General features: G+C 60.7%; 13 protein-coding genes. 10 read left to right on the top strand and 3 right to left on the bottom strand.

Annotated elements, in window-relative coordinates; genetic code table 11:
- Positions 1–133 precede the first annotated feature (133 nt).
- The 5 genes from GH665_RS33525 to GH665_RS33505 all read left to right on the top strand — a co-directional run bounded on the left by GH665_RS33525 (position 134) and on the right by GH665_RS33505 (position 7,244).
- Positions 134–1,606, top strand: a complete 1,473-nt coding sequence (locus tag GH665_RS33525) for an APC family permease (RefSeq protein ID WP_153141391.1) — start codon at positions 134–136, stop codon at positions 1,604–1,606.
- A complete protein-coding gene (locus tag GH665_RS33520; protein ID WP_153141390.1) occupies positions 1,596–2,615 on the top strand; it encodes an ROK family protein in 1,020 nt (339 codons plus the stop codon). Before GH665_RS33525 ends, GH665_RS33520 begins: the two co-directional genes overlap by 11 nt.
- A 248-nt stretch (positions 2,616–2,863) precedes the next feature.
- On the top strand, positions 2,864–4,888 hold the full coding sequence (locus tag GH665_RS33515; protein ID WP_167531036.1) for a LamG-like jellyroll fold domain-containing protein: 2,025 nt from the start codon (positions 2,864–2,866) through the stop codon (positions 4,886–4,888).
- A 13-nt stretch (positions 4,889–4,901) separates the two neighbouring features.
- Complete coding sequence (locus GH665_RS33510; RefSeq protein WP_153141388.1) at positions 4,902–5,108, top strand: hypothetical protein; 207 nt, start codon at positions 4,902–4,904, stop codon at positions 5,106–5,108.
- A gap of 108 nt (positions 5,109–5,216) precedes the next feature.
- The gene (locus GH665_RS33505) at positions 5,217–7,244 is read left to right on the top strand and encodes a phosphocholine-specific phospholipase C (protein ID WP_153141387.1); all 2,028 of its coding nucleotides are present in this window, start codon (positions 5,217–5,219) and stop codon (positions 7,242–7,244) included.
- Between the two features lie 88 nt (positions 7,245–7,332).
- Here GH665_RS33505 and GH665_RS33500 read toward each other — a convergent pair whose 3' ends face one another.
- Together GH665_RS33500 and GH665_RS33495 are read right to left on the bottom strand one after the other, a co-directional pair.
- The gene (locus tag GH665_RS33500; protein WP_246216450.1) at positions 7,333–7,614 is read right to left on the bottom strand and encodes a hypothetical protein; all 282 of its coding nucleotides are present in this window, start codon (positions 7,612–7,614) and stop codon (positions 7,333–7,335) included.
- A gap of 13 nt (positions 7,615–7,627) precedes the next feature.
- Positions 7,628–8,500: a transcriptional regulator GcvA gene (locus GH665_RS33495; RefSeq protein WP_153141386.1), complete on the bottom strand. Its 873-nt coding sequence runs from the start codon at positions 8,498–8,500 to the stop codon at positions 7,628–7,630.
- Between the two features lie 134 nt (positions 8,501–8,634).
- Between GH665_RS33495 and GH665_RS33490 the strand changes: the two genes are divergently transcribed.
- The 5 genes from GH665_RS33490 to GH665_RS33470 all read left to right on the top strand — a co-directional run bounded on the left by GH665_RS33490 (position 8,635) and on the right by GH665_RS33470 (position 12,708).
- A complete protein-coding gene (locus GH665_RS33490) occupies positions 8,635–9,243 on the top strand; it encodes a LysE family translocator (RefSeq protein ID WP_153141385.1) in 609 nt (202 codons plus the stop codon).
- Between the two features lie 340 nt (positions 9,244–9,583).
- A complete protein-coding gene (locus GH665_RS33485; protein WP_153141384.1) occupies positions 9,584–10,357 on the top strand; it encodes an ABC transporter substrate-binding protein in 774 nt (257 codons plus the stop codon).
- 146 nt (positions 10,358–10,503) lie between these two features.
- Positions 10,504–11,193 carry an ABC transporter permease gene (locus GH665_RS33480; RefSeq protein ID WP_153141383.1) on the top strand — a complete coding sequence of 230 codons (690 nt, stop codon included), beginning with the start codon at positions 10,504–10,506 and terminating at the stop codon, positions 11,191–11,193.
- A complete protein-coding gene (locus tag GH665_RS33475) occupies positions 11,190–11,903 on the top strand; it encodes an ABC transporter permease (protein ID WP_153141382.1) in 714 nt (237 codons plus the stop codon). Before GH665_RS33480 ends, GH665_RS33475 begins: the two co-directional genes overlap by 4 nt.
- Positions 11,904–11,940: 37 nt before the next feature.
- Positions 11,941–12,708: an ABC transporter ATP-binding protein gene (locus tag GH665_RS33470; protein ID WP_153141381.1), complete on the top strand. Its 768-nt coding sequence runs from the start codon at positions 11,941–11,943 to the stop codon at positions 12,706–12,708.
- 14 nt (positions 12,709–12,722) lie between these two features.
- Here GH665_RS33470 and GH665_RS33465 read toward each other — a convergent pair whose 3' ends face one another.
- The gene (locus GH665_RS33465; RefSeq protein WP_246216535.1) at positions 12,723–13,697 is read right to left on the bottom strand and encodes an SGNH/GDSL hydrolase family protein; all 975 of its coding nucleotides are present in this window, start codon (positions 13,695–13,697) and stop codon (positions 12,723–12,725) included.
- Positions 13,698–13,978: the final 281 nt, after the last annotated feature.

Below are 13,978 nucleotides of genomic sequence, written 5' to 3'. Positions count from 1 at the left end.
GCCGTCGATGCGGGTCGAAAACATTTTTGATGCGATTGCATTAGTAAAGAAAGTTTCCTATCATTCGCAAAAAAACGGATGGACCCCCGGAGCATCTGACTATCAACGCGGCGCACGCCGCAAGGAGACATACATGAGCGATTCTGCCTGGCAGGAGCCGTCCTCAACCGCGCTGGCTGGGGCGGCCGAGCGGCCGGTGACCGATGCGCCGCATTTCCACCGCTCCGTCGGCCTGTTTTCGGCGACCGCGGTGAACATGATCCAGATCTGCGGCGTCGGCCCATTCCTGACCATCCCGGCGATCGTGGCCGTGATGAATGGGCCGCTTGCCGTCATCGGCTGGATTTTCGGCGCGGTGCTGGCCATGGCGGACGGCCTGGTCTGGGCGGAACTCGGCGCGGCGATGCCTGGCGCGGGCGGCACCTATCTCTACGTACGTGAAGCGTTCCAGTACCGCACCGGCAAGCTGATGCCTTTTCTGTTCGTCTGGACCGCGATGCTGTCCATTCCGCTCATCATGAGCACGGGCATCATCGGCTTTGTTCAGTACCTGGGGTTCTTCCTGCCGAATCTTCCGGCGTGGCAGACGCACGCGATCGGCGTCGTGGCGACCGCGCTGGTGGTCCTCGCGCTGTATCGGCGGATCGAATCGATTCGCGCGTTGAGCACGGTGCTGTGGATCATCATGATGCTGGCGGTCGGGCTGACCATTGCCGCCGCGTACTCGAACTTCCATCTGAGCCTTGCAACGACGCTGCCGCCCGATGCGGGCGATCCCGGCAAGTTCTTCATGGGCCTCGGTGCGGGCCTGATCATCGCCATCTACGACTACGCCGGCTACAACACGACGGCGTACATGGGCGATGAACTGAAGAATCCCGGCCGCGTCATGCCGCGCTCGATCATCGTTTCGATCATCGCCATGATGGTCCTTTACCTCGCCATGAATGTCGGCGTGATCGGCACGGTGCCATGGCAGGAAGTGGCCAAGTCGACCTCGGTCGCATCGCTCGTCGTGTCGCGCAACTGGGGGCATGCCGCAGCGGCGATTGTCACCGTTCTGATCCTGGTGGCGGCGCTTGCTTCAGTTTTTGCAGGACTGCTCGGCGGCTCACGCGTGCCTTTCTATGCGGCTCGCGACGGAGTGTTTCTGGCCGCATTCGGCAAGCTGCATCCCAGGCACAACTTTCCGCATATCGCTTTGCTGGTGATGGGTGTGGTCACTGCGGCCGGAACGTTTTTCGATCTGACGGCCGTGATCAACATGCTGGTCGCCGTCGCGGTGCTGCTGCAGTCGGTGGCGCAGATCGCGGCGTTGACCGTGCTGCGCCGCCGTCAGCCGAACTTGCATCGCCCGTATCGGCAGTGGCTCTATCCAGTGCCGAGCCTCGTTGCGCTGGTGGGTTGGCTCTATGTTTTCTATGCAACCGACCGTCAATCCCAGTTGATGTCGACCGGCTGGCTCATCCTTGGGCTGATCGCGTTCCTGATCTGGGCGCGTGTCGCGCGGCAATGGCCGTTTGGCCCGAAGCCCATCCGCGAGGTGTATCTCGAACGCCAGGCGGACAACATTGCAACAGTGAATAGCGAAGCGCATGCACGTTAAAGACCTGACTGAAATTCAGCGCACCGGCGCTGATGTTGATGTTGATGATGATCCAAACGGATTCCTGCTGGCCATCGATTTCGGTGGCACCAAGATTGCCATGGCGACCACCACGCCAGCAGGGCAGCGTCTTCATGAAACGGAAATTCCGACCCTGGCGGAGCAGGGCGCGGAGGCCGTCATGCGGCGCATGTTCGAAGCAGCGAGGGCGCTGATTGCGAAGACGCTTGCCGGCGTGGAACGGCGGTTTCTGGCGGTGGCCGCGGTTACCCCCGGCATCATCGAACCCGACGGCATCCGGCTCGCGCCGAACAATCCCGGTTGGGACCAGCTTGCACTCCACGATGTGCTGCGCGCGGGCTTCGCTGCCCAGTGCGTCACCGTCGAAACCGACGTCAAAGCCGCTGCACTGGCGGAGGCGCGCTGCGGTGCGCTTGCCGGCGTCGATTGCGGCCTGTATCTGAACCTGGGGACGGGATTGGCAGCGGCTGCGGTGATCGATGGAAAAGTGCTGCGTGGCGCGAATGGCGCGTCGGGCGAGATCGGCTACCAGTTGCGTGGCGTTTCGGACGAAGTGCTGTTCGCCGATGGCGGCGCGTCGCTGGAAGACTTCGTTTCCGGCCGTGCGATTGCCGATCGCGTGAGCATTCTGCTAGGACGAAACGTCAGTACGCACGAGGCGTTCGCGTTGCAGGACTCGTTGCCCAACGTGGCGGCGCTGATCAAGGACGCATTCGCGTGCCTCGCGAGGCACGTCGTCAATCTGACGCTGATGCTGGACCCGTCGCGGATCGTGATCGGCGGCGGAATGGCGCGTATCCCAGGCATTCCTGACGGTATGCGTTCGCTGCTGGCGCGAGCCGTGCCTTATCCGCCAGAAGTGGCGATTGCCGCTTTCGGTCACGGTGCCGCCTTGCAGGGCGCGATTGTGGCCGCGAGCGATGCGTGGGCATTGCGCCGCTCGCCTCCCGGTCACTCGCCGTTGCGCGAAGTTGCGTCAGCGATGTAGTTGTGGCCCAGCGGCGAGCCTCGTGCCGTGACCGTTGCCGGTCATCTGGTTTGCCCCGCCTCCCGCGCGCGTTTCCCATGTCGGTTTGACACTGATATGTCAGATAAGGAGTTGTAAGGAAGTTGTTGTTTTGTTGCGTATTGTTGCGTTGTGTTGCAATTATCTTTGTGTACAGTCCGTAGCTCTTCAATCACCCGCTGACGCCCGGCATGGAACCGTGCCCCGTCAGCTCTGTCTGGGAGCGACGGATGACGGACCAGAAACAACGCAGGTGGGGCAGTGCGATTGCCGTCTTAACGGCATTGGCGTGTTCTTTCGGGTTGGCAGGATGTGGCGGTGGTGTCGGGAGTTCTTCAACACCGGCCGTCGCGCAACCGGCTGTTCCGGGTACACCGGCCGGCACCGCCAGTCAGAAGGCATTGGTGATCGGCATTTCGGGGGTGCAGTACACCGCGCTCCAGCAGGCGATTGCCCAGAAGACGGCGCCGAATCTCGCCAGGCTTGCCATCGTGCCCGCGCTGGCGGGTGGCGTGAGCGGCACGACCACGCAGCAGGCCACGCTCGCCGGCCCCGGCTGGGCCACCGTGCTGACCGGCACGTGGGCCAACCGTCACGGCGTGCGCAGCGATTACGCTGGCCAGGCGATCCAGGCGGACACGCTGTTCAAGCGCATCAAACAGGCGGGCAACTGGAAAACGGCCACCTTCGATAGCTGGAGCACGTTGAATGCTCTGTTGTCCCCGGCGATCTCCGCTGGGTACGTCGATACAGCGGTGGATTGCGCGGGAGTCGATAGTTGCGTGGTCGACGCCGCCAGCAAATCAATTAATACCGGTAGCGCCGATCTGGTGTTCGCGAACCTGACTGGACCGGCTACCGTCGCAGCCAGTTCCGGCCTGCAAGCCGGCTATCCGAACGCTCTTGCGACCGCTGACCAGAAAGTCGGCCAGTTGCTCACAGCCATTGCGGCGCGGCAAAGCCAGTCTGGTGTCAACGAAAAGTGGCTGGTGATGGTCACGACCGATCAGGGGCTCGACTCGACCGGCACGGAAAGCGGCTTGCCGCTGCTCTCGAATGAGACTGCTTTTATTGCGTCGAATCAGCCGCTGACCGTGGGCGGGACAACCACCGCGCCCGGCGCTATCGCTGCCGCACCCACGCTCGCACAACTCGCCACCGGCGCAACCCAGGCCGACGTGACGCCGACCGTACTCGGCTGGTTCGCGATCCCGTCTGATCCGCTCACCTACGCCATCGACGGAACCACCTTGCTCAGCGGCAGTGCGCCGCGTGCGCTGAGCTCGACACCAGGCGCCGATCAGGCGAGCCTCGCGTTGTCATGGGTGGCGCCGGTCACGGCGCCCGCGCAATACCAGTTGTACCGCGACGGTACGCTGATCGCGACCTTGCCCGGCAACGCGACGTCTTACGTCGACAGCCAGCTCGGCAAAACGGCCAACGGCATCTATACGTTCAACTACACCCTCGTTGCTGGCACCGCAGCGCTTTCGTCGCTCGCCCAGATCAGCTACGTGCAGCCGGTAATGCTCGACAGCACGCTCGCCAGTGGCCTGATTCACTTCTTCTCGTTCGACACCGGCCTCGCCGATGCGATCACGCCCAGCGTCTCACTGCAACAGTTCGATCCGGCATCGACCACGACCGAATCGCTGGTTGCCGACAACTTCAGCGGTAAGGCGATGCAAGTCGCGTCGCTGAACAGCGCGTCCAACGCCCTGAACGGCATGAAGCTCGCGGACGACGTCAGCACGCACGCGCAGTTCTCGATTGGCTTCTGGTTCAACTCGGATGATAGCCAGGGCGACTCGCCGGCGATCGGCAACAAGGACTGGAATTCAGGCCGCAATCCAGGCTTCGTGATCGCGCAGGAAAACGGCTCGTTCGCGTTCAACATCGGCGACGGCAGCAACCGCGCAGATACGTCGCTTCCCTTCACGAAGAATGCCTGGGTGTACGTGGCGATCACGGTTGACACCGTTGCGCTTACCGCGACGGCTTACGTCGACGATCCGATCTATGGCTTGCAGAGCGCTCCGCTAAGTCTCGCCGGGATGAACGTGGCCAAGATCGCAGGCATCTATTCAAGCATCGGCCTGAACGAAGATGCGCTCGGCAACTACTACTCAAGTGGTAACGGTGCGTTGGGCACGATGACCTACAACGACCTGGCGATGTGGAACAAGGTGATCACGCAGCAGCAGGTGCTTTCGCTGTTCGCGTCGAAGCGATCGCTGGCTTCACTGTTGCCTTGAACGAGGAGATCCGATGAACCGATATCAATCACGGGTGGATCGCTCCGCCCTTATCAGGTGCTGCGGCGCGGCTGCGATGGTGCTGCTGCTGGGCGCGTGCGGCGGCGGCAAAGGCGACGCTCCGAAGAGCACTGCATCGACCCCGCCTGCGGCGAGTCAGCCCGACGCGGGTGCATCGACTCCCGCGGTAGCGAAATCGACGCTGCATTGCGCACCGTGAAGCACGCCAAGGCGACAACTTAAAGCACCCGATGAACACCCCGCGCGCAACGCCTGCTCATTGCCTGCCAGCGCATTGCGCGCGCTCTGATTTCTCCAAGGTGACCTGATGAAAATTTCGAATCAAAGACGTCAGTTCCTGCGTCTCGCGGCCGGTTCAGTCGGCGCATCGGCGGCTGCTTCGATGATGCCTGCGCTGATCCGCGACGCACTGGCGACACCCGCCAACAACACCACCGGCACGATCAACGACATCCAGCACATTGTCGTGTTCATGCAGGAAAACCGCGCGTTCGATCATTACTACGGCACGCTGCGCGGCGTGCGGGGTTTCAACGACCGGATGGCAATCACGCTGCCCAACGGTAACGCGGTGTGGAAACAGCCATACCCCGGCAATCCGGACGGCTATATTCTGCCCTTCCACATGGACTCGACGACTACCAGCGCCATGTGTGCCGACGCGCCGGCGATGAGCTACCCGACTGACATCGCGATGTGGAATAACGGTCTCTACAATGCGTGGAACACGGCACGCGCGCCGGGGCTCGGCATGAGCTACTTCACGCGCACCGATCTGAACTTCTACTATTCGCTCGCTGACGCGTTCACGATCTGCGACCAGTACCATTGCTCGGTGTTTACGGCGACCAATCCGAATCGTCTGCATCTGTTTAGCGGCAGTAACGGCTTGTCGGTCGGTCAGCCGCCGACGCTCGACAATACGGAGCCCACACCGGGTTTCAACTGGCCCACATTAGCCGAGACGCTCGAAGCCGCGAACATCAGCTGGAAAGTCTATCAACAGACCGACAACTTCGACGACAACGCGCTCGCGTGGTTTCAAAGCTTCAAGACCGCGCCGGCCGGCAGCAACCTCTACAGGAAAGGCCTCGCGACCGTCCCCGACATCGCGCAGGCATTCGCCGCCGATGTCGCCGCGGGCACCTTGCCGCAGGTGTCGTGGATCGTTGCGCCGGCGGCGCTGTCGGAACATGCGAACTATCGCCCCTCGTACGGCGAGGATCTGACCGCGCGTCTGCTGGCCGGACTCGTCGCGACGCCGGACGTCTGGTCGAAAACGGTGTTCCTGCTGAACTACGACGAACAGGGCGGCTTCTTCGATCACGATCCACCGCCAACACCGCCCGGCTCCGCAAGCGAAGGCAAGACCACCATGACGACCACCGGCGAAGTCTACGGCGGCCAGCCGATCGGTCTCGGCTTTCGCGTGCCGATGACGGTGATTTCGCCGTGGAGCAAAGGCGGCTACGTGTGTTCACAGGTGTTCGATCACACGTCGGTGATTCAATTCATCGAGAAGCGTTTTGGCGTGCATTGCCCGAACATCAGTACATGGCGTCGCGCGGTATGCGGCGATCTGACCGCTGCGTTCAACTTCGGCAGTCCCGACACGGTATGGCCGTCGCTGCCGGACACCAGTGGCTACGTCGCCGCGGCGAATCTGCAATGCAGCACCTTGCCCGCGCCGACGATTCCGTCCACCCAGTCGATGCCGAAACAGGAACCGGGTACCCGTCCCTCGAAGGCATTGCCGTATGAGTTCCATGCGAGCGCGCGCGTCGATCCGTCGACGGCGGCGCTGTGGTTGATCGTCGCGAACGGTGGCGCACAAGGTGCGGCGTTCTCGGCGTACGACATCGCGACACCGGCGAATCCGCCGCGCCGCTATGCGGTCGATACCGGCATGCAACTGACGGACTCGTGGAGCGCTTCGGCGTTGACCGGCACGCAATATGGCCTCGCACTGCGCGGCGCGAATGGTTTCTTGCGGCTATTTGCCGGCGACGTGGCGGCTACGGTGGGAACCACGGCTGCCAATCCGGAGATTCGTGTCTGCTACGACGTCGCCAACAGCGCCGTCTATCTGACGCTGATGAATAGCGGCGCAGGCCCGTGTACGTTCACGGTGGTATCGAACGCCTATCGAACCGACGGCCCTTGGACCTTCACGGTCGCCGCGGGTGCGACGGCGGAAACGAGCTGGCCGGTGGCATCGAGCGGGAACTGGTACGACTTCAGCGTCATGGTCGACGTGCAGCATGCGTTTTTGCGGCGCTTTGCGGGGCGGCTCGAAAACGGCAGCGATCTCATCAGCGATCCGGCTGCTGCGTAGGCGTTTGCACGCATAAGGTCCTGGTTGCCTCGGAGCGCTCATGCGAGCGCTTTTTCCGTTTTGCTCGCAACGCCGGTGTAAACGGTTTTCACACAGCAGATAAGAGCGCTTGGGCCTGCTTGAGAAGCGCGTGTGAGGCGGCAAACTCGTTGCGTCCAGCCATGGTGAGTGCTGCGTGGCCGGTGCTCGCAAACAGTGCGTCGTCGGATGTCGCGGGCGCATTCAGAGCGGGACCTGTGTGCTCGTACTGACGAAAGAACGCGAGCATCTGGAAAGCATCGGACTGCAGATTCTGTGGGCCGGCCCTGGCTAGAATCTCAGCGGCCGCTGCCAATTGCCGGGTGGCCGCGAGGAATTCAGCGCGCTCCATGACATCAGTCTCCTTATGCTTCCGACAACAGCCACGTGCGGAATGCAGCGGCGTTTGGGCGGTTCAATACGGCTGGCGGATAAACCAGCCAGTAGCTGTAGTCGTTGGGCAGCACAATGTCGAAAGGCTGTACCAGGCGGCCACTGCGAAGCTCGTCCTGAGCGAGCATGAGGCGGCCTAACGCAACCCCCTGTCCATCCACTGCGGCTTGCAATGCGAGGCTGGCGTCGTTAAACGAAGCGCCTGTCTCCATGTCGAGCCCATGCACCCCGGCCTCGTCACACCAGTGTTGCCATGCCTGTCTCGGTGTGTCGTGCAGCAAACGGACGTGGCGCAGGTCAGCCGGAACCCGAATGGCCGGCGGCCCATCAGCGAGCTTCGGACTGCAGACCGGACTCAGCGTTTCCCGCGCGATCAGGTCGGCCCTCAGACCTGTCCATTTTCCGAGTCCTGAGCGAATGCCTAGATCGAAGCGTTCGGTGGCAAACGGCCAGACGTCCGCCGAACTATCGAGACGTACGTCGATGGCCGGGTGCAAAGCACGGAATGTTTCAAGACGCGGCACCAGCCATCGCGAAGCGAACGACGGCAGCACGGTAATGCGCAACGGCCGCTCATCGGGTTCCATGAGGCGCACGGTTGCCGCCGCGATGCGATCGAGCGCACCTGCCAGTTCCGGAAGATAGGTTTCACCTTTGGCGGTGAGCTTCAGCGCATGTCCTCGGCGCTCGAAAAGGCGCACGCCCAGCCACGCCTCGAGTTGACGGATCTGATGACTGATGGCCGCCTGCGTCACACAAAGTTCGGCGGCAGCACGGGTAAAACTCAGATGCTTCGCCGCGGCCTCGAAGGCCCGCAGCGCACCGAGCGGGGGCAGGCGTCGCATGGATTGGTCGATTACTTCATCTTATCGAGAGCATGAAGATAACCCGTTTGTGACCCGGGAGGAAGTCGCTTCTAATCACACACGTCCTGGACGGGCGCGCTGTTCCCAACGGTTTGCCGACATAAGGTTTATTCATGATTTCATGGAACATCTGGATCCTGTTTTTTGGCTACACCGTACCCATGGTGGTGAGCCCCGGGCCTGGCAACACAGTTCTCGCGACCGCCGGCGGCCGCTATGGCGTGGCGGGTTCGATTCCATTCTGGGCCGGCTTCGAATTGGCGAATCTGGCGCTGTGCGTCATCTATGGAATGGGTTTGGGGAAGGCCTTGCATGGCCACCCTGAAATCCAGATGCTGCTCAAATGGGCGGGTACCGTCTATCTGCTCTACCTCGCCTGGGGATTTTTCCGTTCATCAGCCAGATCGTCGAGCAGCGGCGAAGGGGAGGCTGTGCGGCTGCGCGCCGGGGACGGATTTCTATCCGTAATCTTCAACCCCAAGATTCACTCGATGATTCTGGTGATGTTTTCCCAGTTTCTCGATTCCGCTCAATCGCTGCCGACGCAGGTCTTTCAACTCACGGCCGCCTTTCTTGTCGTGTGCGTGGCTTGCCACTTTCCATGGATAGCCGGCGGCCAGCTGATTCTCCGCCGGTTTCAATCAGCACGTGCGTTGCGGATTCAAGGGTGGGTGTTCGGCAGCTGCATGATCCTCGTGGCGCTTTATGTCGCGTTCAGTTGACACCAGAATAATGCTGTCTAGACAGCTTGAGGAGGAGATGGCAAACCCTGAATGTATATACAACAAAGACGGCTTACGTAGAGGTAGCACCGCTTCAGCTTATCGCAGGTATTTGTAAACTCCCGTAAATTCGAGCGTAGATCGTGCGTCATGCGCGCAAACCCTAGTTGCGATGTCGAAAGACGACTCGCTACTATGCTGTCTATACAACATATGGTGATGCAGCAACACACGAACAAAAACCATCCTGTCTATACAGGATCGTCGGGTAGAACCCACGGTTTAGGGACAGCTCACCCCTGCACCGTTCAGCGCCTCGAAGTCCGTCTCTGGAGAGTTTATGAAGAAGTTTGTTCTGTGCCTCGCGCTTGCCGCCATTGCAACCGGTGCGTATGCGAAAGACTGGTCGACCGTGCGCTTCGGCGTGGATGCCAGCTATCCGCCGTTTGAGTCCAAGGGCCCGGACGGCAAGCTTGTCGGCTTTGACGTCGACCTTGGCAACGAAATCTGCGCGCGTTTGAAGGCCAGATGCGTGTGGGTTGAAAATGACTTCGACGGCATGATTCCCGCGCTGAAGGCGAAAAAATTCGATGGCGTGCTGTCTTCGATGTCGATGACGCCGCAACGCGCGGAACAGGTTGCGTTCTCGTCGAAACTGTTCAACACGCCGACGCGCCTCGTCGCGAAGGCGGGCTCGCCGCTGCTGCCCACGCCGCAATCGCTGGCCGGCAAGACGATCGGGGTCGAACAGGGCACGATCCAGGAAACCTACGCGAAGACCTACTGGGAGCCGAAGGGCGCAAAGGTCGTGCCGTACCAGAACCAGGATCAGGTCTATACCGACCTGCTTTCGGGGCGCCTCGACGCATCGCTGCAAGATGCGGTGGAAGCTGAAATCGGTTTCCTGAAGACGCCGCGCGGCGCAGGCTTTGCGTTCGCCGGCAAGGATATCGTCGACGAGAAGGTCCTGGGTAATGGCGCGGGCATCGGCATGCGCAAGGAAGACGCCGACCTGAGGGTGAAGATTGACCAGGCGATCGCCGACATCATCAAAGACGGCACCTACAAGAAGCTCGAGAAGAAGTACTTCGACTTCGACGTCTATGGCGGCTGAGCGGCAGCTCAGCGCTTTTCTCCCGGATTGACACGATCCACTCGCCGCGCGGCGGCGCGGCGTCTATCTGTTCAAGTTTCCGAAACCGGTGGCGCGCAGCAACTGCGTTGCGCGATCAAACGCCTCGCCATGAAGGATACCTAAGCATGTCTTTTCACGGATTCGGCCCGCTTCTTCTTGCAGGCATGTGGGAAACGATCAAGCTGGCAATGTTGTCGCTGGCCGCTTCGTTCCTGCTGGGCCTGGGCGGCGCCGCGGCGAAACTGTCGCCCAACCGGGTGTTGTCTCGCATCGGCACGATTTATACGACGCTGATTCGCTCTGTTCCCGACCTCGTGCTGATGCTGCTGCTGTTCTACGGTATTCAGATCCTGCTCAATAATCTGACCGACGCGCTGGGTCTCGATCAGATCGACATCGACCCGTTTGTTGCCGGTGTCATCACGCTCGGTTTTATCTACGGCGCTTACTTTACCGAGACATTTCGCGGCGCCTTTCTCGCGGTTCCGCGAGGGCAACTCGAAGCAGGTTTTGCCTACGGCATGAGCTCATGGCGCGTATTTAGCCGCATCATGTTCCCGCAAATGATGCGCTTCGCCCTGCCGGGTATCGGCAACAACTGGCAGGTGCTGGTCAAGGCCACCGCGCTGGTTTCGATCATCGGTCTCTCCGACGTGGTCAAGGCGTCTCAGGACGCAGGCAAGAGTACCTTGCAGTTCTTCTTTTTCACGTTGACAGCAGGGGCGATCTATCTTGCGATCACCACCGTGTCGAACCTTGTTTTGATCTGGCTGGAAAAACGCTATTCGATGGGCGTACGGAGGGCCGCGCTGTGATTGAACTCGTCAGGCAATACTGGCAAAACTATCTGTACACCGACGGCTATCATTACAGCGGTCTTGTCATCACGTTGTGGCTGCTCGTCGCTTCGATCGGGCTGGGTTTCTGTCTTGCGGTTCCACTTGCCGTTGCCCGCTCGTCGCGCAACCGCTTTATCTCCGGACCGGTCTGGCTCTATACCTATGTTTTTCGCGGCACACCGCTCTACGTGCAGTTGCTGCTCTGCTATACCGGCCTCTACAGCCTCCAGGTCGTGCACTCGCACGCATTGCTCGACGCCTTCTTCCGTAGCGCGATGAATTGCACCTTGCTCGCGTTTACGCTGAACGAATGCGCGTATGCCACGGAGATATTTGCAGGCGCGATCAAGGCGACGCCGTATGGCGAGATCGAGGCCGGCCAGGCCTTCGGCATGTCGAAATTCAAGCTCTACACCCGTATCGTCCTGCCGTCAGCATTGCGGCGAGCGCTGCCCAACTACAGCAACGAAGTCATCCTGATGTTGCACGCCACCACGCTCGCTTTCACCGCGACAGTACCTGACATTCTGAAAGTGACGCGTGACGTCAACTCCGCAACCTACGCTTCTTTCCAGGCATACGGCATTGCTGCGCTGCTGTATGCCGCGATCGTGTTTACGCTGGTATGGGCGTTTCGCCGGATGGAAACACGCATGCTCGCTTTTCTGAAGCCGCAAGGGCATTGAGCCAGGCTACCCGCAGCCAAGATGGAGTGTATCGAGCATGTATAAGCTGATTGTCGACGATCTGCACAAGAAGTTTGGTGACAACGAGGTCCTGAAGGGCGTATCGCTCAAGGCAAAGGCCGGCGATGTCATCAGTATCATCGGGTCGAGCGGCTCGGGGAAAAGCACCTTCTTGCGTTGCATAAATTTTCTTGAGCAACCTTGCTCCGGGCGTATCACTGTCGACGCAGAAGAGATTCAGACGAGCCGTGACAGAAAGGGCGCATTGCAAGTGAGCGATCGCAAGCAACTGCAGAAAATGCGCGCCAAATTATCGATGGTGTTTCAGCACTTCAATTTGTGGGCGCACATGACCGTGCTCGAAAACATCATCGAGGCGCCGGTCAGCGTGTTGGGTTTGAGCCGCGCCGAAGCGCAGACGCGGGCTCGCAAGTACCTGACCAAGGTGGGCCTCACGGCCGCCATGGAGAACAAATATCCGTCGCATCTGTCAGGTGGTCAGCAGCAGCGGGTGGCCATTGCGCGCGCATTGGCGATGGAGCCCGAAGTCATGCTGTTTGACGAGCCCACTTCCGCACTCGACCCGGAGCTGGTCGGCGAAGTGTTGAAAGTCATGCAGGCGCTGGCTGAAGAAGGACGCACGATGATCGTGGTCACGCATGAAATGGGCTTTGCGCGCAACGTATCGAATCACGTGGTCTTTCTGCACAAGGGCAAAATCGAAGAAGAAGGTAATCCGCAAGAGATCCTGGTCAATCCGAAAAGCGAACGCTTAGGGCAGTTTCTTTCTGGCAGCCTGAAATAAGGGTGCGGAATCGCTCAGTGCCCCAGCCCGCTCCGGGCGATCTGCTGCTCGACATACTGAGCGAACAGCGCATGCAGATGGGTCGTCGGATGAAGGTCGTCGGCGAACATATAGGTCTGGTCGGCATTGGCTGCCACGTAGGTCGCCGGTGAACACAGCAACGCCGTGTCATCCGGTGTTTTCGTGGGGTCGCAGGCTTGCGCGGTGTTGGCCACGGTGAAGCCGTTGGCCTGATAGTTTGCGATGATCTGGTCGACCCATGTATAGGCGTCGATCTGGATGACCTTGCCTTGCAGGCCGTTGGTCTGCAACGCAGTGTTCAGGTCCGCGTTGAAAAGTTGCGATAACTGGGTCAGATTGGCCCCGCCGTCGGAGGAGGCGATGCCTTTAGGCGACAGGCCGATGTTGGGCACATTGACCACCACCACATGCGTGGCGCCGTTCTGAACGATCTGCCCAACCAGCTGCGCAAGCGTGGATGCCGCGGTCTGCACGGTCGGCGCCGCGGCCGGCAGCAAACCGGCGCGAAGCACGTCGTTTGCGCCGGCCCAGACCAGCACCAGCTGATTGGAATTGAAGCTTCCGTGCGCGTTCAGATAGCTCGAAACCTGCTGATTGACCGGCATTTCGACATTGCCGATCACGTCGGAAAGAAAATCGTACATGTTCGCCGGCGTGGCCACCGTGGAGCCACCCTCTGCGTAGCCGAAACCGCCTTGCGCGCTCAACTGATGGCCGATATCGATCGTGAACGCGGCGCTTAGCGAACCGCCGTAGTATTGGGCGACGTCCTGATCCCACACTTGCCCTGGATTGGTCGTGAAACGTCCGCCGCCGACCGCGCTGGCAATCGGCGCATAAGTGCCGACGTCCGACAGGCTGTCGCCGAACGAGACGACTTGCAGATTGACGCCGCCCGGCGGCGTAGCCGTGCTGCCGCCGCTACTCGAACTGCTTCCACCGCCGCATGCGGCAAGCAGTGAAATCATTGCAGCAAGAATTGCAATACGTACCGTACGTACCGTACGTACCGTACGTACCGTACGTACCGGACGTACCGGACGTACCGGACGTACTGTATGTGCCGCGTCGTGAATTGCTCGCATAGCGCCTCCGCTGCGGGTCGGCCGGGCAGGTGCCCGCACGCGGCGGGCACCTGCCCGCCTGTCCGTCGCCTTGCGACAGGTATCTCCATGTAGCAAAAAGCGTGCACCGTTGTTGACGGGTTGTCGATGCTGCCGCGTGCCTGGAATGTCGGCCTGATGTAAGG

Origin of the sequence: Paraburkholderia agricolaris (genome assembly GCF_009455635.1) — a bacterium.
GTDB lineage: Bacteria > Pseudomonadota > Gammaproteobacteria > Burkholderiales > Burkholderiaceae > Paraburkholderia > Paraburkholderia agricolaris.
The sequence above is the reverse complement of the archived record's forward strand: the minus strand, read 5'-3'. Positions and strand labels throughout refer to the sequence as shown.

Bases quoted from the DNA above. Each gene is read 5' to 3' on its own strand.
- GH665_RS33525 (WP_153141391.1), top strand. From the start codon at position 134: ATGAGCGATTCTGCCTGGCAGGAGCCGTCCTCAACCGCGCTGGCTGGG.
- GH665_RS33520 (WP_153141390.1), top strand. From the start codon at position 1,596: ATGCACGTTAAAGACCTGACTGAAATTCAGCGCACCGGCGCTGATGTT.
- GH665_RS33515 (WP_167531036.1), top strand. From the start codon at position 2,864: ATGACGGACCAGAAACAACGCAGGTGGGGCAGTGCGATTGCCGTCTTA.
- GH665_RS33510 (WP_153141388.1), top strand. From the start codon at position 4,902: ATGAACCGATATCAATCACGGGTGGATCGCTCCGCCCTTATCAGGTGC.
- GH665_RS33505 (WP_153141387.1), top strand. From the start codon at position 5,217: ATGAAAATTTCGAATCAAAGACGTCAGTTCCTGCGTCTCGCGGCCGGT.
- GH665_RS33500 (WP_246216450.1), bottom strand. From the start codon at position 7,614: ATGGAGCGCGCTGAATTCCTCGCGGCCACCCGGCAATTGGCAGCGGCC.
- GH665_RS33495 (WP_153141386.1), bottom strand. From the start codon at position 8,500: ATGCGACGCCTGCCCCCGCTCGGTGCGCTGCGGGCCTTCGAGGCCGCG.
- GH665_RS33490 (WP_153141385.1), top strand. From the start codon at position 8,635: ATGATTTCATGGAACATCTGGATCCTGTTTTTTGGCTACACCGTACCC.
- GH665_RS33485 (WP_153141384.1), top strand. From the start codon at position 9,584: ATGAAGAAGTTTGTTCTGTGCCTCGCGCTTGCCGCCATTGCAACCGGT.
- GH665_RS33480 (WP_153141383.1), top strand. From the start codon at position 10,504: ATGTCTTTTCACGGATTCGGCCCGCTTCTTCTTGCAGGCATGTGGGAA.
- GH665_RS33470 (WP_153141381.1), top strand. From the start codon at position 11,941: ATGTATAAGCTGATTGTCGACGATCTGCACAAGAAGTTTGGTGACAAC.
- GH665_RS33465 (WP_246216535.1), bottom strand. From the start codon at position 13,697: ATGATTTCACTGCTTGCCGCATGCGGCGGTGGAAGCAGTTCGAGTAGC.